General features: G+C 38.6%; 17 protein-coding genes. 3 read left to right on the plus strand and 14 right to left on the minus strand.

What is annotated here, in order from left to right:
* Window positions 1–238 precede the first annotated feature (238 nt).
* Together G7062_RS08820 and G7062_RS08825 are read right to left on the minus strand one after the other, a co-directional pair.
* Window positions 239–658 carry a MepB family protein gene (locus G7062_RS08820; protein WP_166065555.1) on the minus strand — a complete coding sequence of 140 codons (420 nt, stop codon included), beginning with the start codon at window positions 656–658 and terminating at the stop codon, window positions 239–241.
* Window positions 648–1,055 carry a pyridoxamine 5'-phosphate oxidase family protein gene (locus tag G7062_RS08825; protein WP_166065556.1) on the minus strand — a complete coding sequence of 136 codons (408 nt, stop codon included), beginning with the start codon at window positions 1,053–1,055 and terminating at the stop codon, window positions 648–650. The genes G7062_RS08820 and G7062_RS08825 overlap by 11 nt, the downstream gene beginning before the upstream one ends.
* A 167-nt stretch (window positions 1,056–1,222) precedes the next feature.
* On the opposite strand from G7062_RS08825, the gene yhfZ reads away from it, so the two are divergent.
* Window positions 1,223–2,146 (plus strand): GntR family transcriptional regulator YhfZ, encoded by a 924-nt coding sequence (gene yhfZ, locus G7062_RS08830; RefSeq protein WP_166065557.1) that lies wholly within the window; start codon window positions 1,223–1,225, stop codon window positions 2,144–2,146.
* Window positions 2,147–2,253: 107 nt separating this feature from the next.
* Here yhfZ and G7062_RS08835 read toward each other — a convergent pair whose 3' ends face one another.
* On the minus strand, window positions 2,254–3,705 hold the full coding sequence (locus G7062_RS08835) for a helix-turn-helix domain-containing protein (RefSeq protein ID WP_240915996.1): 1,452 nt from the start codon (window positions 3,703–3,705) through the stop codon (window positions 2,254–2,256).
* A gap of 309 nt (window positions 3,706–4,014) precedes the next feature.
* Between G7062_RS08835 and G7062_RS08840 the strand changes: the two genes are divergently transcribed.
* Window positions 4,015–5,394, plus strand: coding sequence for a sensor histidine kinase (locus G7062_RS08840; RefSeq protein WP_166065559.1), 1,380 nt, complete (start codon window positions 4,015–4,017; stop codon window positions 5,392–5,394).
* Window positions 5,381–6,043: a hypothetical protein gene (locus G7062_RS08845; protein WP_166065560.1), complete on the plus strand. Its 663-nt coding sequence runs from the start codon at window positions 5,381–5,383 to the stop codon at window positions 6,041–6,043. The genes G7062_RS08840 and G7062_RS08845 overlap by 14 nt, the downstream gene beginning before the upstream one ends.
* 142 nt (window positions 6,044–6,185) lie before the next feature.
* Here G7062_RS08845 and G7062_RS08850 read toward each other — a convergent pair whose 3' ends face one another.
* The 11 genes from G7062_RS08850 to ffh form a co-directional block, all read right to left on the minus strand.
* A complete protein-coding gene (locus G7062_RS08850; RefSeq protein ID WP_166065561.1) occupies window positions 6,186–6,857 on the minus strand; it encodes a response regulator transcription factor in 672 nt (223 codons plus the stop codon).
* Between the two features lie 39 nt (window positions 6,858–6,896).
* The gene (locus G7062_RS08855; RefSeq protein ID WP_166065562.1) at window positions 6,897–13,190 is read right to left on the minus strand and encodes a LapB repeat-containing protein; all 6,294 of its coding nucleotides are present in this window, start codon (window positions 13,188–13,190) and stop codon (window positions 6,897–6,899) included.
* Between the two features lie 555 nt (window positions 13,191–13,745).
* A complete protein-coding gene (locus G7062_RS08860) occupies window positions 13,746–14,960 on the minus strand; it encodes a phosphopentomutase (RefSeq protein WP_205700123.1) in 1,215 nt (404 codons plus the stop codon).
* Window positions 14,953–16,107, minus strand: a complete 1,155-nt coding sequence (locus G7062_RS08865) for an alanine racemase (protein ID WP_166065564.1) — start codon at window positions 16,105–16,107, stop codon at window positions 14,953–14,955. The genes G7062_RS08860 and G7062_RS08865 overlap by 8 nt, the downstream gene beginning before the upstream one ends.
* Entirely contained in the window at window positions 16,098–17,201 is a 1,104-nt protein-coding gene (locus tag G7062_RS08870) for an aminotransferase class V-fold PLP-dependent enzyme (protein ID WP_166065565.1), read from the minus strand. Before G7062_RS08870 ends, G7062_RS08865 begins: the two co-directional genes overlap by 10 nt.
* Window positions 17,198–18,088: a phosphotriesterase gene (locus G7062_RS08875; protein ID WP_166065566.1), complete on the minus strand. Its 891-nt coding sequence runs from the start codon at window positions 18,086–18,088 to the stop codon at window positions 17,198–17,200. Before G7062_RS08875 ends, G7062_RS08870 begins: the two co-directional genes overlap by 4 nt.
* A gap of 14 nt (window positions 18,089–18,102) precedes the next feature.
* Window positions 18,103–19,119, minus strand: coding sequence for an amidase family protein (locus G7062_RS08880; protein WP_166065567.1), 1,017 nt, complete (start codon window positions 19,117–19,119; stop codon window positions 18,103–18,105).
* A 3-nt stretch (window positions 19,120–19,122) separates the two neighbouring features.
* Window positions 19,123–20,412, minus strand: a complete 1,290-nt coding sequence (locus G7062_RS08885) for a YhfT family protein (protein ID WP_166065568.1) — start codon at window positions 20,410–20,412, stop codon at window positions 19,123–19,125.
* A 14-nt stretch (window positions 20,413–20,426) separates the two neighbouring features.
* Window positions 20,427–20,786, minus strand: a complete 360-nt coding sequence (locus G7062_RS08890) for a DUF2620 domain-containing protein (RefSeq protein WP_166065569.1) — start codon at window positions 20,784–20,786, stop codon at window positions 20,427–20,429.
* Window position 20,787: 1 nt separating this feature from the next.
* Entirely contained in the window at window positions 20,788–21,144 is a 357-nt protein-coding gene (locus G7062_RS08895; RefSeq protein ID WP_166065570.1) for a PRD domain-containing protein, read from the minus strand.
* Window positions 21,145–21,329: 185 nt separating this feature from the next.
* Window positions 21,330–22,625 (minus strand): signal recognition particle protein, encoded by a 1,296-nt coding sequence (gene ffh / locus G7062_RS08900; protein WP_166065571.1) that lies wholly within the window; start codon window positions 22,623–22,625, stop codon window positions 21,330–21,332.

Here is a 22,625-nt window from a genome sequence, read left to right on the forward strand (position 1 = left end):
CTCCTTTTCTTGGTTAAAATTGGTTCATAAACTCCTTATTAGCGGAACCAAAGTGCCATAAGCCTTATTAATTTACCATAAATACGCTGTTTAATCAAGTTTATACTGTAATTTATCGTGTTAAATCTGATATCTCGCCATATCTCATGAACTTGCCTTATGATAATCACTAACAAGCCGATATCCACAGTGGTTAATATCTTGCCCACCTTGGGTAGTTAAAACTCCCAAAACAGTTCTAAACAATCCCAAACATCTGATCAATGGTTGTGGTAGTCGCATCATTACTTACAAAGTATTTTGCTTGCCACTGCTGTGTTTTAATGGCCTGTGGCGCGGTTAACACCTCGACAGGTCTATACACACGAAAACCCATCTTTCCAGGCCGTGAGGTGCTCGTAATGAACCCATGCTCAAGCAAAGCGCTCTTAGGAATGATAAAACACCCTTCTGCGACTGTAATGAGTAGGAAATCAAAAATATCGGTGAATGCATATGGGATATTTTTACCATCACGTTTCCATAGTTTCACGAACACACCTTGTTTCTTGGGCGTCACGGTTCCGTCTCTTACAACAACGACCACACGGTCTTTATAAAGTCCAGTGTGGCCATCGTTGTATTCATCATCAACACAGTTTTCGAGTTTATAATTCATAGACTGCAGTTTCATAATTGCTGAAAAACTTAACACTATCAGCAACAAACTTCAGTACGCAATATTCATCCTTAGTTGCACCTTTCGAAAATACTTTCGCATTCTCATGTGCCCACAACTCATCAATAATTGCCGCGTCAGTTTCAACTTCCATATGTCCTATAAATGATGCACTTTGGAAGCGATCTTCATCCGCAAAGAATACAGATGCTTTATTATTTCTTTCATAGTCCGCAACACTTGTGGATGGTTTCTTGGTTGTAAAGTACATTACTTTCAAGCCATCACGTTTGCGAGGTTTGCTAATTGCCTTAGTTATTGGAAACCCTGCCGCATCAACAGAAGAAAGATATGCTATTGTTTGACGCGAAATCATGGGTTCTATATGTTGTTTCATAATGCCTCCTATAAGACTTAGTCATACTTATTACTAGGTAAATAATATCATAAATTAGGGGCATTGCAATTTGATTTATGATTAATTGTCTTTTCTACAATAATAATCATCATCCGTTTAACCAAAATGTTATAATAATAGCAATACAGAATGTGGAGGACGATTGTGTGTCATCAAAAATATCATTACTCACAAAGAATGCCGTAGCCATTGAAATTATCGCCAAAGATTTTATCTTTACAGATGTTGGTCAGAAAATTAAAACTGTTTCACAGTTTGAATCAATGATTGATGTTGCGCGTGGTACAATTCAAAACTCGATTAAAGTATTAACACAATCTGGTGCCGTTGTTTTGGAGTCCCGAGGACAATTAGGCACATTTATCCGTAAGAAAAACCTTAAGACGCTTTTAGAATTTGCTGGCATATCCTTTTTAATTGGTGTCATGCCCTTACCCTACTCTCGCTTATATGAAGGCTTAAGTACCGGACTTTTATTTGCGATGGAAAACAATCTAAACATCCCTGTCAACATGGCTTACATGCGGGGTGCACAGCGACGCATTCAGATGATACTGAACCAACGCTACGATTTTGCGATTGTATCAAAATTCGCCGCATTGAAGTATATCCAAGAAAACAATACCATTGAGATTATCAAAGAATTTGGCGTATCCAGTTACCTTAGCAACCACGTAATTATGTTCAGTGACTCTGGTTCAAGTGCCATTACAGATGGCATGCGTATTGGGATTGACTACGACTCCATTGACCAAGCATCACTTACAAAGAAAGCATGCGAGGGTAAAGATGTAACCTTTATTCAAGTCAGTTATACACAACTCCTCAACAAGCTCAAATCCGGTGATATTGATGCAACGGTTTGGAATGGCGATGAAATTGATGCCAGCATCCGCAATATCCATACGATTGGACTCTCATTGGAAAACGATGACAACACGATTGCTGTGGTCGTCATCGATTCAAACCGCCAGGAATTAAAGAAACTGATCAATGATCTGTTGAATATTGATGAAGTGATACATATTCAGAAACAAGTCGTTGATGGAGATATTATCCCCAGTTATTAACGGATAACACACATTCGCACTATCAAATTGACTTATTACAAAAAGTCCTCATTCACTCCGCATAGAACGGAATCTGAATGAAGACTTTTTTCGTTGCTTAATTGATCTCAAGCATGCTCTAATTTCAGTAATTCGATGAAGTTTGATATACGGTGAATTTCCCCGAATATAAGTCGACTCTCAATGCGAAGGGTTGGAATTTCTACTTCATTCTTTTGATCCGTAATACAGCCCCTCACATCACCTTTATATTGCAGCATTTCATCCGGATTTTGAAAATGAACAAAGTTAGCGCTGTGAGCGAATAAAGACATAATGCGCTTAACGACATAACGATTTTCATCACTTATTGAATCAACAACCAAAGCAATCGTCAATTTATCTTCCTTAGCCTCAATTTGTCCTACCAAACCAGGAAGAAATCCAACCACCGTCCATATGATGAATTGCGCAAACCCTTCAATACTAAACCCAGATTCGTTCCATTTTAAATAATTATTCTCCAAGTAATCTTGATTTCGGAGTAGGTAATCAACAACTAAATCATTCAATTTACTTGTTGAATTTGGAAACATCATTTGCATTCTTGTGTAAAAATGTTGATGCTGATCATAAAGGATGAATGAATTATTACGATAATTAATAAAGCAAGTCGATAGAACTGACGCATACACAGTTGAATATTTGGAGGTAATCTCAAGTTCAAATGCTTCTGCTATATCAAGTAGCAACTCAGAAACTTCCAAATGCATCACCCCGGAATTAAATAAAATCTCAGGCGAAAGAAAGAAATATACATTCCCTACCATTTCCTGGTCAATTTCAATCTTCAAATGACTTGCAAGAACATCCCATTCTTCTGCAGCAATGTTGGTAAGTATCCATTGATTAAACTTCAAAAGCTGTGCATTTTCGCGAAATCTAGCACCCTGACTGTAACGAATCAATGAAACAAACAACATCATTTTTCCCAAGGATTCTGCGCCATGAAGTTCCGCAATATCAAATTTTTCGATTGTTATATGTTCGATTAACGAAAAAATTCTTTGAACTTCAGCATAAATGATGTTATCAACTTTCTGTTTCTCGAGAAAATATTGTACAAAGAAATTTTGAATGTTAGACTCTTGACCATGAAAACGATAGGGATTGGAATTGATTTGAAAGCCAATTAATTTGAGACTCTTGTTAACACGATTAATTGTTCGTTTCAGCGTCGACTCACTCATATGAAATCGTTCTGCCAACTCCCCTTGCAGGTAGGTGCTATCATAGAAAATCGCTTCAAGGATTTCAAATTCAATTTGTTGTTCATAAAACTGCCGGTAAATTGATGTGTCATCAAAATCTACAATCATCTCATACACAAGATTCTTACTCTGTTCATCAATCATTATTTTCGGCACATTATAGAATGCATTGATATCCTCAACGGCTTGAACAATTGTACTTTGCACACATCCAAGCTCGTTCGCTAAGTGCATTACATTCTCCGATGTTTTATAGATATACAGTCGTTCCATTATTGTAAGTTGTCGCAACGAAGCCGCATTAATCATCGCTCTCACAAGAATCACCTCCTGTGTCAAGGTTATTATATTGTGTCTTGAAATTCAATCGTTTTACACCTTGTTACTCGAAATTTGAGTATTGGGATTATAACATCGAATAGAGCATTATTTTACTCGAGTTTTCAATACCAAAAGCTTCGACCAAAAGTCGACTTTCAACATCAGATAACTTACACGGTTGTATCAGTTACCGGCATTCTTAGAAATACGAATTTGTGCCCTAAATACTGGCTCAAAATACATTTAAGAATACGATATATGGTATAATTATAACATCTATCAAAGTGAGGAAATTGAATGAAGAAAACATCTTACAGTAAAATAACAGTAACCTTTCTGCTGATCTTATACCTGTTGCTTATTCTGGCATTCACGATAAACGCAATTACGTTATCAAATCAGCACGAACGCAATGAACAGGAATACATTACATCCTTAGAACTTGAAATTAAGGACACTATCGATAAAAACAAACACAATACTGCAATGCTTCGTGAAAAGCTCAATGCTATTACCGAGACGCAATCTTTGGAAATCAGTCTAAACTCAAGCGAGGAGGTTATTTATGCGACAGTTCCTTTTTCTGATGTTTACATCAAAACTGGAATCTTAAATCGAAATGCCATTATCTATGAAGCACAAGGAGAATATGATACCTTCGATTTATGGTATGCAATCTATAAGCCCGATACGTCATCAGTAACTTCGACATACTTACTACGCCAAACAATCTTTGTTGGTTTTGGAAGTCTTATTACCCTTATGCTGCTTTATCTCTTGAGAAATCGTCTTCGCGCTCCTCTCAATCAATTGAAAACTGCCATCTCAGCGATTCGAAATTATGAATTCGACCGCATTGATGCTGGCAGCGATGTCATTAATGAAGAACTGTTCGAATTCTCCCAAGAATTGGAGCACAATATAAGTCAAGTATCACAGAAGTACTCACAACTCGAAATTTCATTGGAAAGAAAAAGAGAACGTCTCGCCAATACTATTACCGTTTCAAAATCTTTTATTCATGACTTAAAGTCCCCGATCTACCAACTTATGCTTGAGAACGAATTGTATTTGTCGCGGCTCAAACATCCCTCACAAGAAACAACAGATATTGTAAATCTAAACTTATCACAAAATGTGCGCCTCATGAACCGCATCAACGAAGTCCTAGGCATCCTCAAGGAATCCAGTTTCGATAATGCGTTAACACAAGAACACTTTGATGTCATCCCCGTTTTCTTTGAAATCATAAAGGGATTTAAGCCAATCATAATGACCAAAGATGTTACACTAGACTACATCACTCATGACACGCTCTTTCTTACTACAAACAAAGCTGCATTGCAATTGTTAATGCATAACTTAATCTCAAACGCATTAAACTATGCCACCGACCATTCTGAAGTATCCATAACCATCACTGAAGAAGATCACGAAGTCATCTTTAAATTCAAAAATCAAAGTTCACCGAACAATATTAAGAACATGCGTCTGAGCGAAAACTTGTTTTCCAAGTCCCAAGCCACGCTGGGTAATAAATACAGCAGTGGTAATGGTCTGTTCCTTATCAAAGACCTTTGTATGATTTTGAATGCACAATACAACCTAAACACTGATAACGATGAAATTTGCATCTTAATTCGACTCCCAAAGGATGGCGCCTATGAAATCCTTTAAATTGACACTAGCTCTATTCAGCTTACTTCTTGCGACATGCACTGTTATAACACCGCTTCATGCAGAAGAAGACGTGTTGACACCCGAAGAATTAAAACAAGTTAAGGAAGCAGGCACTTATTTCACAATTGTTTATACGGTGGATGACCAAGGACGTCAACACAGTGAACGTGTACCCATAACCATTGTTCTTGATACAACTATTCTTAACGATGCCAATAACGAAGGAATCGATGCGCATGATTTCCGCATCCAACCGGATGTTGACATCGAATCTTTAGATCCTACCACACTCATTAATCTGGCTAATGCACACGCATGGGATTTAAGTACTGGTACAAAGATCCCAATTACAACTGTGACAATTACACCCATCCAAGACAGAACTGGGCACATAAAATATGCCACCGACAAAGGAAGCGAAATATCTGTGACTGTTCACGTTTTTGATACTGTTGTCTTTAACTTATCGCAACAAAACCTTCAAAATAATTCATTCGAGTTTTCAAACCTATCTCAGCAATCAATACCTTTACTCTTGTTACTGATACTTCCATTCGCATTCTACTTTATCACTTTATTGCGAATTCGAAACGAAGAAAAGGTTGTTGACTCACTCTTAGAACAACGCGCAGAGATACAATCGTAGTACTCTATCCTTTGCGTAAAAAAACCAAACTGAAGCTGTCCGATTCTTTCGGCTCATGCTCCAATTTGGTTTTTTTGTGTATGAATGCTTAAATCACAAGGTTTCTCTACCATTATATGAAGAAACCGCTACTTCTTAATTACTACTCACTCCAACGGTATCCTTGTCCTTGGACTGTAGCAATCGAGAACAATCGTAACTTCGTGCGCAGATTTTTTATATGAACATCAATAACACGTTCATTATCCCCTTCTCCCCACAGTTTATCGATGAAATCTCGACGTGTTATGAGCACATTCTTATTTTGTAGGAGGATCTTAAGAATTGAATATTCTGTTGGGGTCAGTTCGACGTTTTTATCATTACGCATTACCGTTCCAGAAACCAGATCCATTTCGAGTTTTTCTTCAATGGATACAAGTCGTTCAACACGGTTTTTCAGAACAAGTGTATTCGAATCTTGCGATAGATTTCGAACATACTCCATGACAATCTTGGCAGGTTTTCCCTTAACAAGAAATAAATCAATATTCTCTGAAATTGCCCGATATTCATTTTGAACGGTTGGATTACCAGTTAGTACAATTGTTTTAATACCTGGATGAACATTCTTAGCGATATCGGATAGTTGAACTCCATCGATGGTATCGATGTACAAATCCGTTATCAAAAGTGATATATCTTCTTTAGAAATAAGGGTTATTGCTGAAGTGCTGTCATTGGCTGACAACACTTCAAACCCCTCCTTCTCTAGTAAATCAACAAAGAATTTCGCATATTCTTTATCGTCATCGACAAACAGAATTGGTCTCATATTTTCACTACCTTTCTCACTAATTCGTGTTTTCCTTAATTACTCATTTTCGAGTTCTTTTTTCTTTTTTGAAGCAAGTAATGCGATTGCACCCAACCCTACTACGAATAGCCCTCCAAGTGTAATGTGTGTATTCGCAACACCCGTACTTGGAAGAACGGGCCCTTCAGGTGTAATGACAGCTGCATCTTGCTCGATTACGATTGTTACTGTTTTCTCAGCACCACCTACAATACGCGATAGTGGATTTAATGTTGTTAGGTTTACATTGATTGATTCACCATCAACATGATCTGTTCGGTTCAAGAATGACTCGAGTTCAGTTTTGTTGGCGATAAATACTGGTAGGTCAATAATTCCTTCCAATGCATCATCTTTCCATGCTTTTGCTTCTACTGCTTTAAGAATCGTTGTTTCAATATCTCCAGTAGCAAGCAGTGTTCCTAAATCTTTCGCATGGATAACAATACCCTTAGCGTCGATATGGAATGTTGCATCACGGTGAATTGTTACAATCACTGTGTGTGTTGCTGTATTACCAACAAAATCAGTTGCTGTAATGGTTACGGTATACTCGCCAATTGTTGCAAAGTCTACAAGGTCAAAGTCAGAAGTAACGGTTACTGGGTATGCTTCCGCAGCATTGTCACTTGTGATAAGGCCAATATTTGCATAGAAATCTGCTTCAGTAATAACACTGTCAACAACGTATGTTTGAATGCTTCCACCATCAATTGTAGGCGCAACATCATCAACCATTGTAACGGTGATAATAACTGTTGATGCGTTTCCAGATTCATCTGTTGCAGTAACGGTTACTTGGTATTCTGCACCGGGTACGATTTGATCAACCACAATATCGAAATCCGTTGTGATTGTTACATTACCCAGTGAGTTGTCATGGGCCGTAACATCAACAAGTGCCAAGAAATCTGCTTCACTGATCGGTGTATCAATGTTAATTGCAATATCACCTTGCGTTGTCTCAATAACGGGTGCGATGGTATCTTCAATCTTCACTGTTACGTTTGCAGTTGTTACATTCCCTGCTTCATCAGTTGCTGTTACGGTTACAATTGTCTCACCTACGATGCTTTGATCAACTTGATCAAAAGTTGTCGTAATTGTGACTGCATTCGAGTTATCCGTTGCAGTGATTCCAGCAGCCTTACGGAATGCTTCTTCACTTGTGTTTCCATTGATTTCAAGGGAAACATTACTGTTTAAAACTGTGAGTTCTGGCGCAATGGTATCTTCTACAGTTACCTTAACGATAATATCTGTAGCGTTACCAGAACCGTCAGTCGCTGTAATTGTTACCAATGTCTCACCCAATTGACTCAAGTCTACTGAACTGAAGGTTGTGGTGATGGTTGGTTTAACGCCTGAGTTATCATCGAATGTTAGTTTCGCAAGCTTCATAAAGTCAGCTTCCGTTAAGACTGAATTGATTTCAACTTTTAAGTCTGCATTAGCAGCTGTTAATGTTGGATCTGTTTCATCTTTAATGTTAACTTCGACAATTTGTGAACTTGTATTACCTGAACTGTCTTTTGCACTAATGGTTACTTGGTATTTCCCAAGCACTCCCATATTAACAACAGTATCAAAGTCTGAAGTCAATACCATAGGTTCGAGTGAGTTATCAGTTGCACTTGCTCCTGCAAGGATCATGATATCATCAGCATCGATGTCATTAACTTCGATATTTACAATAAGATTATTTACAACTAGAACTGGTTTTGTTGTATCGATAACATTGACTGTTACAGTCTTTGTTTCGGAATTTCCAGCAGCATCTTTTGCTGTAATTGTGACTGTTGTTGTTCCCAATTTCGTTTGGTCAACAATTGCAAAGTCATGTGTTGGGGTAATTGTTACACCCGAGTTATCGGATATTGTTACTTGTGCAGCTACTAAGAAGTCTTCAGCTGTTGTACCACCATTGATTTCAATATCAACAATAGCTTCACCAACAGTAATCACTGGTGCTGTTTTATCAACAATGTGAACAATGAATTCAACTTCAATTGCTTCATTATTAGAAGCATCTTTTGCATTAACAGTGACAACATAGTCACCAACAATATTTTGTTTTACAGCATCAAGCCCAACGATTGTTGGCTTAACCGATGCATCATAGTTATCACTCACAACAATGGTTGCCAATGCTGTAAGTTCTTCAAGTGTCTTGTGATCAGCAGCAACTTGGGTAACTTCTAATGTTACATCTTTAGCTGTAATCACTGGCGCTGTTGTATCAACAACATTCACAGTTAAGAGGGAACGTACATCGTTTCCATCACTGTCGGTGAGTTCATACATGACTGTAAATTGACTGATACGGTTTAAGTTCATATTTGATGGTAATGTAATAACAACATCATCAACACCCAGACCTGCGTCTTCAGCGTCAGTTGCAGACTTAATGTATGTTTTCGCATCAAATCCCGTTGTCATAACTTCCCAATCCACTTCTGTTCCCACAAGTTCAAGAACAGGCGGTGTATTTGGTGTTACCGTAACTTCAATTGTATCCGATGCAATATTTCCATAGATATCTTCGATTGTCAGTGTGATTGTTGCTTTACCCGCAGCATTTCCACTTACATAACCATTTGATACCGAAGCAATGGTTGCATCACTTGAAGTCCATTTTACAGATTGTTTAATTGAATCAAAGATTGCAGGTTCGATTGTAAATGCTAAATCTTCACCATTCTTTGCAATGATTGTTGTTTCTGTTTTAGTAATATTTGCTTTTAATTGCGTTGCATCATATTTAATGAGGCCCGCAGAGATCGATTGTGATGTCTTCTTCGTCGAGTCAAGCACAACAGTTTTACCTTTGTTGTCACCTGTAAAGTCTACATCAGAGTCAACCGAAACATCCGTTCCCTTGTTCTTTAATGTAAACTCGTATCCAGAATCAAGAGCTCCGTTGAAATCAACGTAGAAGTCACCATTTGAAAGGCCTTCAAATGCATACGTTCCACCTGCTTGAGTCAGCGTTGTTTCTGCTTCCACAAATTTTCCTGTCGTATCTTTTTTATAAAGAACGACTGTTTTACCAGCTAAGAATGTATCTCCAGAATCATAGATTCCGTTAGCATTAACGTCTTCAAAGACGAATCCACTTACTTCACCAATTTCAAGGCGCGCACCAACACGTGATCCTGAATCCCATCCTGCATTACCAGCATCATAGAAGTAATATGGACGGAAGTCATTAACTTTCCCAAGACGTGCTTCAGTTTCTGGTGCACCGGCTACTTCATCAACTTCGTACTCAAAGACGACCGTGAATTTCTCACCAGGAACCATGTTTCCGGATTTGTTAACAACACGAATCATTGATGCATCAGCTAATGGACTCGATCCATAAGGAGCACCAACATAGTTGTCTTTATTTGTTGCAGCGTTTGAATATGAAATCTCATAATCACTCATTTTCTCTGCAGTAATATCATTGCCATCAGCATCTGTGATTAGAATTGTAGGAGCACCATTGAGTTTCATGTTCCAATCAAATGGTGTTGATTGGAATTCTGTCCCAAAGTCATTACCTGCTTTAGGTACAGGAATATAAGTTGTAAACTCTTTAACGCTTGATTCCTGTAGATTGTTCAACATAACGATGTTATAGTCAGCAATTGTTCCTGGTGTAAATCCTACAGCGGATTGGTCATCACCTGGTACAAATGAAGGTTGGCGATCAGCTCCTTGAGGTTGGATGAAAGTATCTATAATAAGTTGGTTTTTCGAAATAATTGATAATATATTGTTTTGCGCAGGCCAAAATGTATCTGAAATACTTCCATTTTGATTAATATCGTTTGAATCAGTGACGATTGCCGGAAAACCACTTTGTCTTTGCAGAACAAGATCATTTGTACCGTCATTTACAAAAATTAAATCACTGAACGAGTAAGATCCTGATGCAGATAGAGACGCTAGATAGTCATATTTAATTGTCACCGTTCCAAACCATGTTGCAGAATCAGCGCCAAAATAACCACCTATTGGAGAATTAATATCTAATTGCATATAACGTTCTCCATTGCTGAGAGAGTATTCTTCACCAATTTCGTAATCATATAAATCACCAAAACGATTCTTAATTTGGAAACTCTCACGATCAATTGATAATCCATCTGGGAGTTTAAAAAATATGCTAGCTTGTTTTATACCTACACCATTTGTATAATGATATAAATTATTTCCTAGTGATAGGCTGACCGTTTTCTTGTCACCAGCGAATATAGTATTATTAGCAATATTTGGTCCAATCACGGAGCCACTAACTGCGCCCCGTCTAATAATATGGTCTTTTGAGTTGATGGAGCCGGGATGCACTTGACCACTTTCATCTCTAGAGTATGTTTGTACTGTCATCGTTGCATTGCCAGTATCCTTAGCTAATCTACCGATCATTCCCGCATGTGCCGATGTATATCCAATTTCGGAAGTACTGAATTCATATCCCTTTTCGACATCTCCAAGTTCAATTTCAACTTCTGTGAAGAACTCATTCGTATTTAAACCAACTGACCCTATGCTAATTTGAGTTATATTTCTTGAGCCTGATTCTTCTCTGACTTCTATTTCATTAGAGGATATCACTCTCCAAGCATTGTTTTGATTAGTCTTGTAACGTATTACTTTAGATTGTGCGGTTTCCATATTAAACGGAAGACTAATTTTAGCTGTTTGATAATTTGCAGTTGTTTTAATGTGCAGAAATTGGTTCTCTTTGATTGAAGTAACATCATTATATACCTTAATCGGTACGTTCAAATCAAAATAATCATCCGCAATATTAGAACTGTATGACGTATTAGATGACACAAACGATAATCTATTTTCAATATCTATTGGATCAATTACTATTATTTTTCTATGAATGGAAGGTTTTGTCTCATTCTCTGAATGTATTACTGTACCATCATAGGTTGTCATAGTTACCGACGAAACCTCAGGTCCACTAATTTGATGAATTCCAGGCTCAAGAAATGATCCATCGAGATGCAATCCGACCCTAGCTGCACCATATATATTTGTAAGTGTAATTTTTGCATGACCTATTTCATCATCATACACAACATTTGTGATTTTTCCATTGGAATTGGTTGCTTTTATAAATTTCATTCCGATTGGATAGTAAATTGAGTAAGTTTCTTCAGCAGCAAATGTATCAGCAGGATAAAATGCACTGTCGCTATATCCACTTACGCCTTTTTTTTCATTGTTATAGTCTATTATCGATTCATCACCTTCAACCATTGTGTGGTCAAGACTAGAGTTATATGATATTTTATACATGTAATCACCCGTAGCAAGAACACTTTCGCTAATTGAGTCAACAACTGTGCCATTTATAGAAGTCGAAACTTCAATTGCATTCTCAATCTTTTTTTCTCCATAATATATAAATGGGTCTATTGATATTTTTGTTCTAGTCAAATCTGATTTTGTAGATGTTGGTACGACAGTATACTTGACAGTTCCTAGACTCGCAGGATAAAACTCATGGCGCACCGGTTTCTCCACTGATTCATAGAAATTAACATAAGTTGATTCCATGTCAAGTTCCCCGAATTTCTCAATTGCATCGGACTTAACTTCATATTTAGAAAAAGACATCCCCGGTGCGAGCTTAATTTCAATTTCTTTAACGTTTTTATCATCACCTAAATAATCAGCCTCCACGCGGAAATCATACTCTTGCTTTATTTGCATACCTACACTTGGGTTATAACCGTAGATTGTGACAGTTAGATTTCCCTGAGTAATCACGTAGTCATTTCCTACTTGTACTCCGGTTTGTTGAATATCAATTGATGGCGAGGCTTGTTCTAGCGGTAATATAGATTCAACCTCCTCATTAACCTCGACGTTAAATTCGTTCACAACAACTGTGAAGACTTGTTCAAATACTTCTGGCTCGTCTTCTTCAATTACAATTTCTTCATCAGTTGTTTCAACATGATCATTCACTTCTTCTGAGTCAACATCATTCTTTACATAACGTAAAGTGAATGTATATTCACCATTCGCTTGTGCTAGATAGCGGTATGATTTCGCACCTTCTAGCGTAAAGATTTCTTCTTCTAGAGTAAGATCAAGTATCTCGATACCTTCCTTACCTGTAAATTCCATATCGACGAGAACATTTGATTCATCATCGCTTAATGTTTTCGTAGTTTTTACGGATACATCGTCATTACTGATTTCACTATCATTATTGGCAAACACCGTTTGTCCATTTAATGATGTAATAGTGATTAAACCAGCGAGCAATATTCCTAATGCTTTTTTTAATCTCTTATTCAAAATAATTTCCTCCTTGTTTGAATTATTCGTTTTCTGAGTCGGTAGCGTGTTCAGAATTAACGTTGAATTCTAACCCTATACTACCTTGACTCAGTATTTAATTCGGTGATTTGTTCTTAACTGTATTGAAAGTTTAACTAATCGGTGAATTTTTGCGTGTTTGTTTGTTATATGTCTGTTTCTTCATATTATGCTTCATATTCTTCATAACTCTATATTTCTCGTTATTCGATTCACATGCTCTTATGTTACAAAGCACTTTTACTATTAGATGTTCCGATTAAATGATAAATCGAGATAACGGCCATCTACTTCCATTGCGGTTTACTCATTTTCATAGTTGTTTTATCCCCTCTCGTTGATGTGTGATTCACAATACATCTTCCTCACAAAACTAATATATCAAATACTTTCGATACTGATAAGTTCACGAATTTTCGAAAATGAAAATATTTGACCTCCTTCAAAATAGATTTGTTTCCCAACGTTAAAAGGCACAAAAAAACTGCCAATCGATCTGATTAGCAGTTAATAATATTCAATGTTTGTGATAGCTTATTTCATTATCTTATCAAGAAATGATGTACCGTGTTCAATTTTAGTACCAAAATAATCTGCAACAGTTTGACCAACATCTGCCATTGTATCGCGTTCACCAATATCAATAAGGCCCTTATGCTGTGTCTGTTTGATCAAAAGCGGTACTCTTTCGCGGGTATGACGCGTGTGTCCAATGGTCGGATCATTACCATGATCTGCCATCACTACAAGAAAATCTTGAGGATTTAAACAATTAATGAGTTGTGCAAGCTTTCGATCCGAAACATTCAGACGATCAATATAGCGCTCTGCATCTTCAGCGTGGCCTGCAAGATCGGTTTCTTGAATGTTTAGAAAAAAGAATCCTGTTGTGTAGTCCTTCATATCCTGAAGCAGTGCATCAAAAGTATCTTCCGTGTCCACACACGCAAAACTTGTGCCCTTTGGATTGTAGATGATATTTTCAACTTTACCATAAAAATGATTTTCTACACCGATGTTTGCCAATGCAATTGGGACTTGCTTACTGGTATCAACACCATAGCCAATATGAATGACATGATAATTCTGATCGTAAACACCCGATCCCGGTGCATCAATGCCAATAAAATCACCGCTAACAACAATATTATCAAGAATCCGTTCTATGGTAACACCCGACCCGCCAAATGCGATGACGCGGGGCACATGAACATGTTTCCGCACGATTTGTCCGACTTGATCAATTAAATCGAATCCACAGTAATCCAAAGCACCGACAACATTGATTGCTTGCCCCAAATCAGTTTCCATGTTGTCGCCAATACAAATAACATCATTAACTTTTAGAAGCGACAGTCCACCACGACTTACACGTTCAACTGTGAATCCTTGTGAGAGCAAATCCGCTTCAATATCGTCAAGGTGCCGTTGAATTTGAGTGAATAACGGTTTCTTTGGATCGGTTCCGGCAATCTCCTGATGTCCAAAATAGGAATCTGCGCCAAAGTGTTTCAAATTACTCTTACCGAAGATGGCATTCTTACTTTTTGGAAAACCAGGAACATCTTTATTGAGTGCATTTATCAATCCCAAGTCAATCAGAGTTGGCCACTGTTTCGCAGCTGGATATTCTAACAAATGGAGACAGGTATTAGACCCGATATCAGCTGGACGCACTTCGGGTACATCTGCCATTGCTCCAATACCAAAACTATCAAGCACAATCACAATAAATCTTCCTTTATTCATAGACTTTACCAATTCCGTCATAGACTCCTAGAAGTTGAGGGTTGTGTGACTGGATCCCTTCGATGAGAACAACCTTACTTCTCGTAACAAACATTTGAAAACGGAAAGCCATGATTACTGTTGCACTGACCGGTTGTTCGTGATCAAGTTCAAAATAGTAATCAATGCTATCATCATTCACGGGAATGACACCATCTCTTGTTTCCAAGGTTCCATCATTAATCAGAGCATGCTTGACGTGGGAGCGACGATAGTGTCCACCACCATACGCATACGACTTACCACGGAAATTATGAGATACCTCACTGAGATAGATAACAGCAGGCAATTCTTCCAAATCATGATACGCATGCGCTGGTGTGGTACCGGTAAGTCCATGTCCTGGTTCCCCCATGTTTCCTTCCCCTTCCGCCATCACGCGAATGGTTGAGACGCAGGTTGTTGAGGGCACATTGATTTGCGTCACCTCAAGCCCTCGTTTACGCATCATTCCAACCGCTTCAATAACGGTTGTATAGTTGGGTGTCTTCTCAACACGACCCGTATTCGCATCATACAAATAGCACGGGAAGGCAGTTGCACCAACAATGCGTACATGCGATAGTTGGGCAACCTGGTCCATGAACTCATCAAGACGCGTCAAATCGATTCCAGACATCTGGCCACTGTAATACAAATCACTCGCATCGGATACTTTTACAATAATGTCTTGTACCTTGCCAAGTTCTTGTGCGGCTTCATGAATTTCCAAAACTTTATCAAAGGAGAACACTGTGAAAACTTCGACACCATAGTCTATAACGCGTTTGAGTCCACGCTTGGGTGGTTGAACAAGGTGTCCAACGTTCCCAAGGGGTATATTATGGTTCATCATAATCTCTGCTTCTCTGAAATCAACAACAACAGCGCCACGATATCCCATTGCTACGAGTTCCTTCGCAATCAAAGGGTTACGTCCGAGTTGCTTGAGCATGAAGTAAACATCCATATTATTGGCATGCGCCGCTTCAAGGATTTGTTTTGCATTGACACGTAAAACATCCATATCGATAACATAACTATCGGGTTCCAATATTCCTTTTTGGTGTAAGTCAATCGTGACATCAATCAGAGCACGATTGCGACGGTTAACAGTATCTAAGAACACGATATCACCTGCTCAAGTGCTTCCTTAATGATACGAATAACAGTATCGGCACCACTACGCATCGGATTAATACGGACCCAATATTCCGAAAACGCTGGATCAGATGCTAGCATCGTTCCTGATACACGATAAATCATCGGCACGACTTCATATTTACTTTCCGCACCAACAGGGTATGCAGCAGCACCATGTTGTGCTGTTGCTTCGAGAATTTGCTTTGCAATTGGTTCGCTAAATTTAACCAGTACAACTTTTGATTGGGCATTCACAACCACGGCTTCTTCAACACCTGTAATTTCACCCGCATTGAGACGTTGGGCAATCTTGTTAATTTCTTGCGCTTGAACAGCAAGCGCAACAGGAGCATACACCAATGAGCGCATGGCTTCCATCGCTTCAAACCCTTGTGTTTGTGTTCCGCCTGAATAGTGAAACTTCCGAATGCTCGCAATGTTTTCACGATTTCCAACAACACATCCAATGCCTTCTGGACCTAACAATTTAAACATCGAGAAACAGGACATATCAGCACCCAATTGAGATCCAATTTGCGCCACTTTCATAACGGCGTAATTATCATCAGTTACGATGGTAACTGCGCGTATACCCTTAATGCAGGCAATAACTTCATCCATATCATAACTATCTTCCAAACTTTGTCGTGTGTATTGAATGAGTGCAGTTTGAATATCTGCATGTTCTTGAAGCGTTTGTTTTATGGATTCAAGATTATTAAAATCACAACTCACAGCTTCCAAACCTAAATGTTCAAAAGTAGTGATGGTTGTTGAATAGATTGGCGATGTGTGGACCAAGACTTTATCGCCTGACTTTGTACAGCTTGCCAAGCCTTCACGAATTGCTGAAGTTCCCGCACCGCGAACAAAACAAGCATCTTCCGCATCAAAGAGATCAGCAAGTACACGCTCGACCTTACGTGTTGTTTGCGGCTGATTTCCAGCCGGGTGTACACCCAAATCCCCATTTGTAAGAATCTCATAGCCATCAAATTCACGCGTGATTGCATCAACAAGTTTGAATTGCATCGCAATCGCCTGGTCTATTGTAAGGCTTGGTAATGGGTGTGCTTTCATCGAATTTCACCTCCGAAAATACGTTGCGGGTTATCATTAATCATCATTTGAATGGATGCCTCGGTGATGCCTTCTTCACGCAACATGGGAAGGAAATCTGTGAAAAGATAGGAGTATCCAATACCACCTTGATACTTGAAATTTGACTTACGAGTAATATCCAGTGCCAAAGTAATGTGATCGAGTTTTCCTTCATCTTGAAGTTGTTTTAAATAAACCGCACGTTCGCGATCTGGAAAGTAGTTGTTTTTGCCAATAGTATCAAATGCCACATTAAACCCCATATCAATCAATGTACGAATTTGATCGAGATTCCCCGATAAATCTTGATGACCAATAATTACTTTACGTGGATCAATACCATGTTCTACAAAGAATGCAGCTTGCTCTAAAGCAAGGGTTCCTAAGGATGTATGGGTTGAAATAATTGCACCCGTTTCTTTTGCAGCAAGAACTGCAGCCTCAAATACTTTACGTTCCATTGGTTCCATAACATCAACACTTGTACCAATTTCTCCAATAACTTGCGCCTTTGTATCCGTTCCATCAATACCGTTACGAATTTCATTCACCATGTGTTGCGCAAGCTCTTCAATACTTTGTTCATAAACAAATGCTGGTAAAAATGGTTCCTTATAGAATCCTGTTGCTTGTACAATGTTGATGCCTGTTAGATCAGCAACACTATTTACATAGTCAACATTGCGGCCCATCCCCATAGCTGTAACATCAACGATGTTACGAACACCCAGGTCATACAAATCACGATATTCTTGAACTGTTTCATCAAAACAGTCTAAGAAACAATCAGGATTGTTTTTTACTTTCGACAAATCAATGGTTGTATGTTCATGAATTAATGTTAATCCCTCTTTTAATAGTGCCATTCTTACCTCCATAATCAGTATTTTTCAACTGAAAAATAACGTTCTTCTAATGCTGAGCGTTCAAATTGGATCCTTTTAGCCATTTCAAACATGGTTTGAATATGAGCTTCCTCCGATTTGCAAATCATCAGTATCCCCACACTTAAATCCTGAGTAGGAATGATTAATGCGCTCAACCCTAACATATTTACAACTGTTAGATAATACTTATATCCTTGCATTTGGTATTCTTTCATTGCTTCTGAATAGTGACCCATGAGCGAATCACCATATTCAAACAAATCAACCGGTCCCTCAAAACATACTAATATTTCCGCATCAAAATTAACGGCGTCCAAATCATTCATCAACGCTTGACGGGATGACGCATCGTAAGTAAGTTCTATGCGTTCAGCCTTTGGAAATGTGGAAACGACTGTTTCAAATGCCGCCGTATGAAATACATTCTTTGACTCAGCAATACGCATGGTGAGTGATTTTGAATGAACAAGCGGCAAACTCAGAGCAACAATATTTTGGATTGGTGCCAGTGTTTTTGAAATGAATCCTATTGAGGGTTGAAACGTAATATTGTCTGTTGATTTCTTTGAATACTGTGACAATGCTTCATTACAGATGCGTGGCGATATAAATCCAAAAAGATTCAATGCAATTGCCGGTCCCAAAACAGAGCCACCGCCATCGGTTCCAATACCAATATCGTTAATACCTTTAAATACATTTATTGCTGTCCCACTGGATGATCCAGTCATGAGTCTTCCTGTGATGGGGTTGTGCAAACAATGGTCAATCGCACGACCACGTTCTGACATCGCATCGCGTGTATGCATGAGGTATCCTGCTTTTTCCAACGTCTTTAAATATTCAAAAGGAATTACGTTGGTGTTTTTAACACCAACGTAATAAACTTCTTCACCTTTTTCAAGGCGGTCGGCACATTCCCGGATAATATTTGGGTATGCTTCCACAACAGAAGGTTGATTGAATGTATTGAAAGATTTAATTGCGAAATTTGCTATTTTATGTGTCATTGGTTAAACGGGTAGAACCCAAAGTCCCATGACCAACAGAATATTAAGAAGAATACCAAATGCAATCGCTGCAACAGGACCAACAGCAAGATCAACAATAGGTTTCTTAGATTGCTTGTTCAGTAAGTAGAAGCCAATAACAAAGAGACTACCTATGCCATTTGCCATTGTATTTGCGGCAGTAACACCACCGACTAACAATGCTACTTCTAGAACTTTACTCATCGATGTACGGATGTGTTCTCCCATTTCACGAACACCTGGGAATTTATCCATACCTTTTGCAAATGCATTGATTAAAAATACTTCGATAACCATGACGACAGCACCAACAACGAATGCAAATAATGGGTTACCATGAAGCAAGATACCAATTGCAAAGACAAATGTTGCACCCGCAGGTCCATAAACACCGGTTACAATCGCCGTAGTAAATACGAGTGGAATAAATCCAATTGCGCGCGCAAATGCAGCCATTGCAGCACTCGCGAATTGACCTTCTGCAAGCAATGCAAGTGATGTTGGGTCACCAGCAATAATAAGAAGACTTGTTCCCGCAGCAATTAAACCACCCATCAATCCAAGGACCCACCAGTTTTTTTGGATACGTGATACTTGAGTTGAGAATACGTTTGTTAAATCTTGATTGTTTGTTTTTGCATCTGTCTTTGTACGTGTTGCAAAAAATAACATCATGACCGTTCCAAACAACATTGCAATACCTTCGGCATTGAGTGCTACTGTTGCCTCTCCGATTGCGAATGTACCAAAACGTTTGACAACAAACCAAATTAGAACTGAAACTGCACCTGTAATTGCACCCTTTTTGAAGCCGTGTTGCATTGCAACAGCAACAGCAGGGAAGATTGCGAACGCTGCAGTAACTGGAGCACTTACGCCTCCCAAGGCACTTAAGAAGTCAAATGGTAATTTGCTAAAGAGATCTACAATTACTTGTAGTCCACCTAAGATAGCTGCCCCATAAAGTGCACCGGCAACTCCAGCAAAAATCATTCCCTTCATATCATCTTTAAATACTGTACCAATGATATCGGTAGCAAGTAAGATGGAGTGAATCAAGATAATTGAAGCAGCGATTGATGTTGGAATACCAAATCCAACAACCAAACCAAAGCTAATTGCAAAACTTGTTGCTGCTAATTCTTTACGACTGATTTTCCCATCAAAATATTGTGGTACGAGTGGTCTAAAACCATCGTTGAATACGGCAATCCCCTTGTTGGCTAAGATTGATGCCAATGCACCAATAGCCATGATAATAATGAATTCCATTATTTATTCTCCTTTTATTTAATGAATTCTCGAATCAAAATCGGTAAAACATGTTCAGCATGTTGGGCTGTAAAACCAAACGCTTTCTTTCCCTTAGATACTTCATCCACCATGAATGACTCATCTTTAATGGATCCAGGCATTGACACAGTTGAACACAAATCAGGACCAAGCATTGCCATCGCCATCGCTAATGCGCCTCCGCCACCGGTATTACAAGCACCAACGTAATAATCATACTCGCCAGCTTTCATCGCCATGGCTGCATCAAGATCACCTTTTACTTCAACCGATACATGATCACCGCCAAGTTTTTCAACAAGGGCAGCGATTGCTTGTTTATCGATTTGTCCACCTACTACTATTTTTTTCATTCTAGTTGTCTCCTCCGTTCTCTCTTAAGACATTACTTAGATGTAACCAAATGAATTGCATTTCACTGTCTGGAAATTCAACAACACCGTCCGTGAGGATTTCAGTTGTTAAAACCTGTACACGCTCAAAGTCTGCAAACATTTTGATTTCATCTAAAATGAAATCATCCATTGCGTTGACAACGTCGTCATTGCGAATGCGTTGTGTTGCCATTGCAAGGTGTGTCAATAGCACTTCCGCAGCAGAACTATCCAAGCCTTCTCGCTTGATAATTCCTTCATATACGTTGAGACAATAGTCATGGACATCTTGGTCAATGATGTTGTTCTCACGTAAAACTTTCAATCGTTCTTCCAATTCAACCTCCTATATACAATATATTGTATATTAAATACAAACTTATTATAGCCCTCGTTTCGCAACCTGTCAATTATTCTGAATCCGTTTTCATTTTTCACACAAATCATTCAGTAAAAAAGATATAAAAAAGAGTAGCCCATGGCTACTCTAAATTGACAGGTTACATCAAGACTAAGGGTGTATTATCCCATCATCCTTGAGAACATTCTCATTTGCTTTTTCATTTTATCATATTGACTTAAAAGTCGGTTTACATCTGTTGTTGAAACACCCGAACCATTAGCAATACGACGTTTACGTGTTGAACGAATAATACTTGGATCATTACGTTCTTCTTTTGTCATACTCAAAATCATCGCTTCTGTCTTCTTCATGCCTTTGCTTGCATCTGCGTCATCAACTTGACCCGCAAGGTTGTTCGCACCTGGAAGCATTTTTAGAAGTCCGGACAAAGGCCCCATTTTTGAGACTTGTTGTAATTGAATGAGCATATCATCAAGGGTGAATTGGCCCTTCATCATACGTTCGGCTGATTTCTCACTTGCTTCAATATCCATCTTCTCTTGTGCTTTTTCAACAAGAGAAACAATATCACCCATGCCTAGAATACGGGATGCGGTACGGTCAGGATAGAATGCATCGATTTCATCAATACCTTCACCCACACCAACATATTTAACAGGCACATTTGTCATATAACGAACCGAAAGAATAGAACCCCCACGGGAATCGCCATCAAATTTTGTTGCAACAAGTCCCGTTAGATTTAATTTCTCTTTAAATCCATTTGCAACATGAATAACATCTTGCCCTGACATTGCGTCAACACTGAGTAAAATTTCTTCTGGTTTGGCAAGTTTTTCAATATCAACGAGTTGTTGCATCAATGCTTCATCAACTTGTAGACGTCCTGCCGTATCAATTAAGATAGCGTCAAATTCTTTGCCGTATGCAAGAGCATCTTGGACGACTTCAACCGGTGTTGCATTCTCCTTGCTGAAGACTTCAACACCAATGCGTTCTCCAAGAATTTTCAGTTGTTCAATCGCTGCAGGACGAGCAAGGTCAGCTGCAACAAGAAGGACTTTCTTATCTTCTTTTTTAGTGAGTTCGTTGGCAATTTTCGCAATTGTTGTGGTTTTACCAGAACCTTGTAAACCAACCATCATCATGATGCCTGGTTTCTTAGTAAAGCTTAAACCTACTTGTTCTTCACCTAAAATTTCAATAAGCTTGTCGTTGACAATTTTAATGAACATTTGTGATGGATCAACATCACGAACAACTTTCATCCCCAATGACTCTTTGCGTGTATGTTCAAGGAGTTCATTAATGACTTCCAAACTCACGTCTGCTTCAAGCAAGGAAATACGGATCTCCGAAAGTGCGTCCGTAATATTCTTTTCAGAAAGTTTCCCTTTGCCCGTCATATTTCTAAATGTATCCTGTAAACGATTGGTTAGATTATCAAATGCCAT

Source organism: Erysipelothrix sp. HDW6C (assembly GCF_011299615.1).
GTDB lineage: Bacteria > Bacillota_I > Bacilli_A > Erysipelotrichales > Erysipelotrichaceae > Erysipelothrix.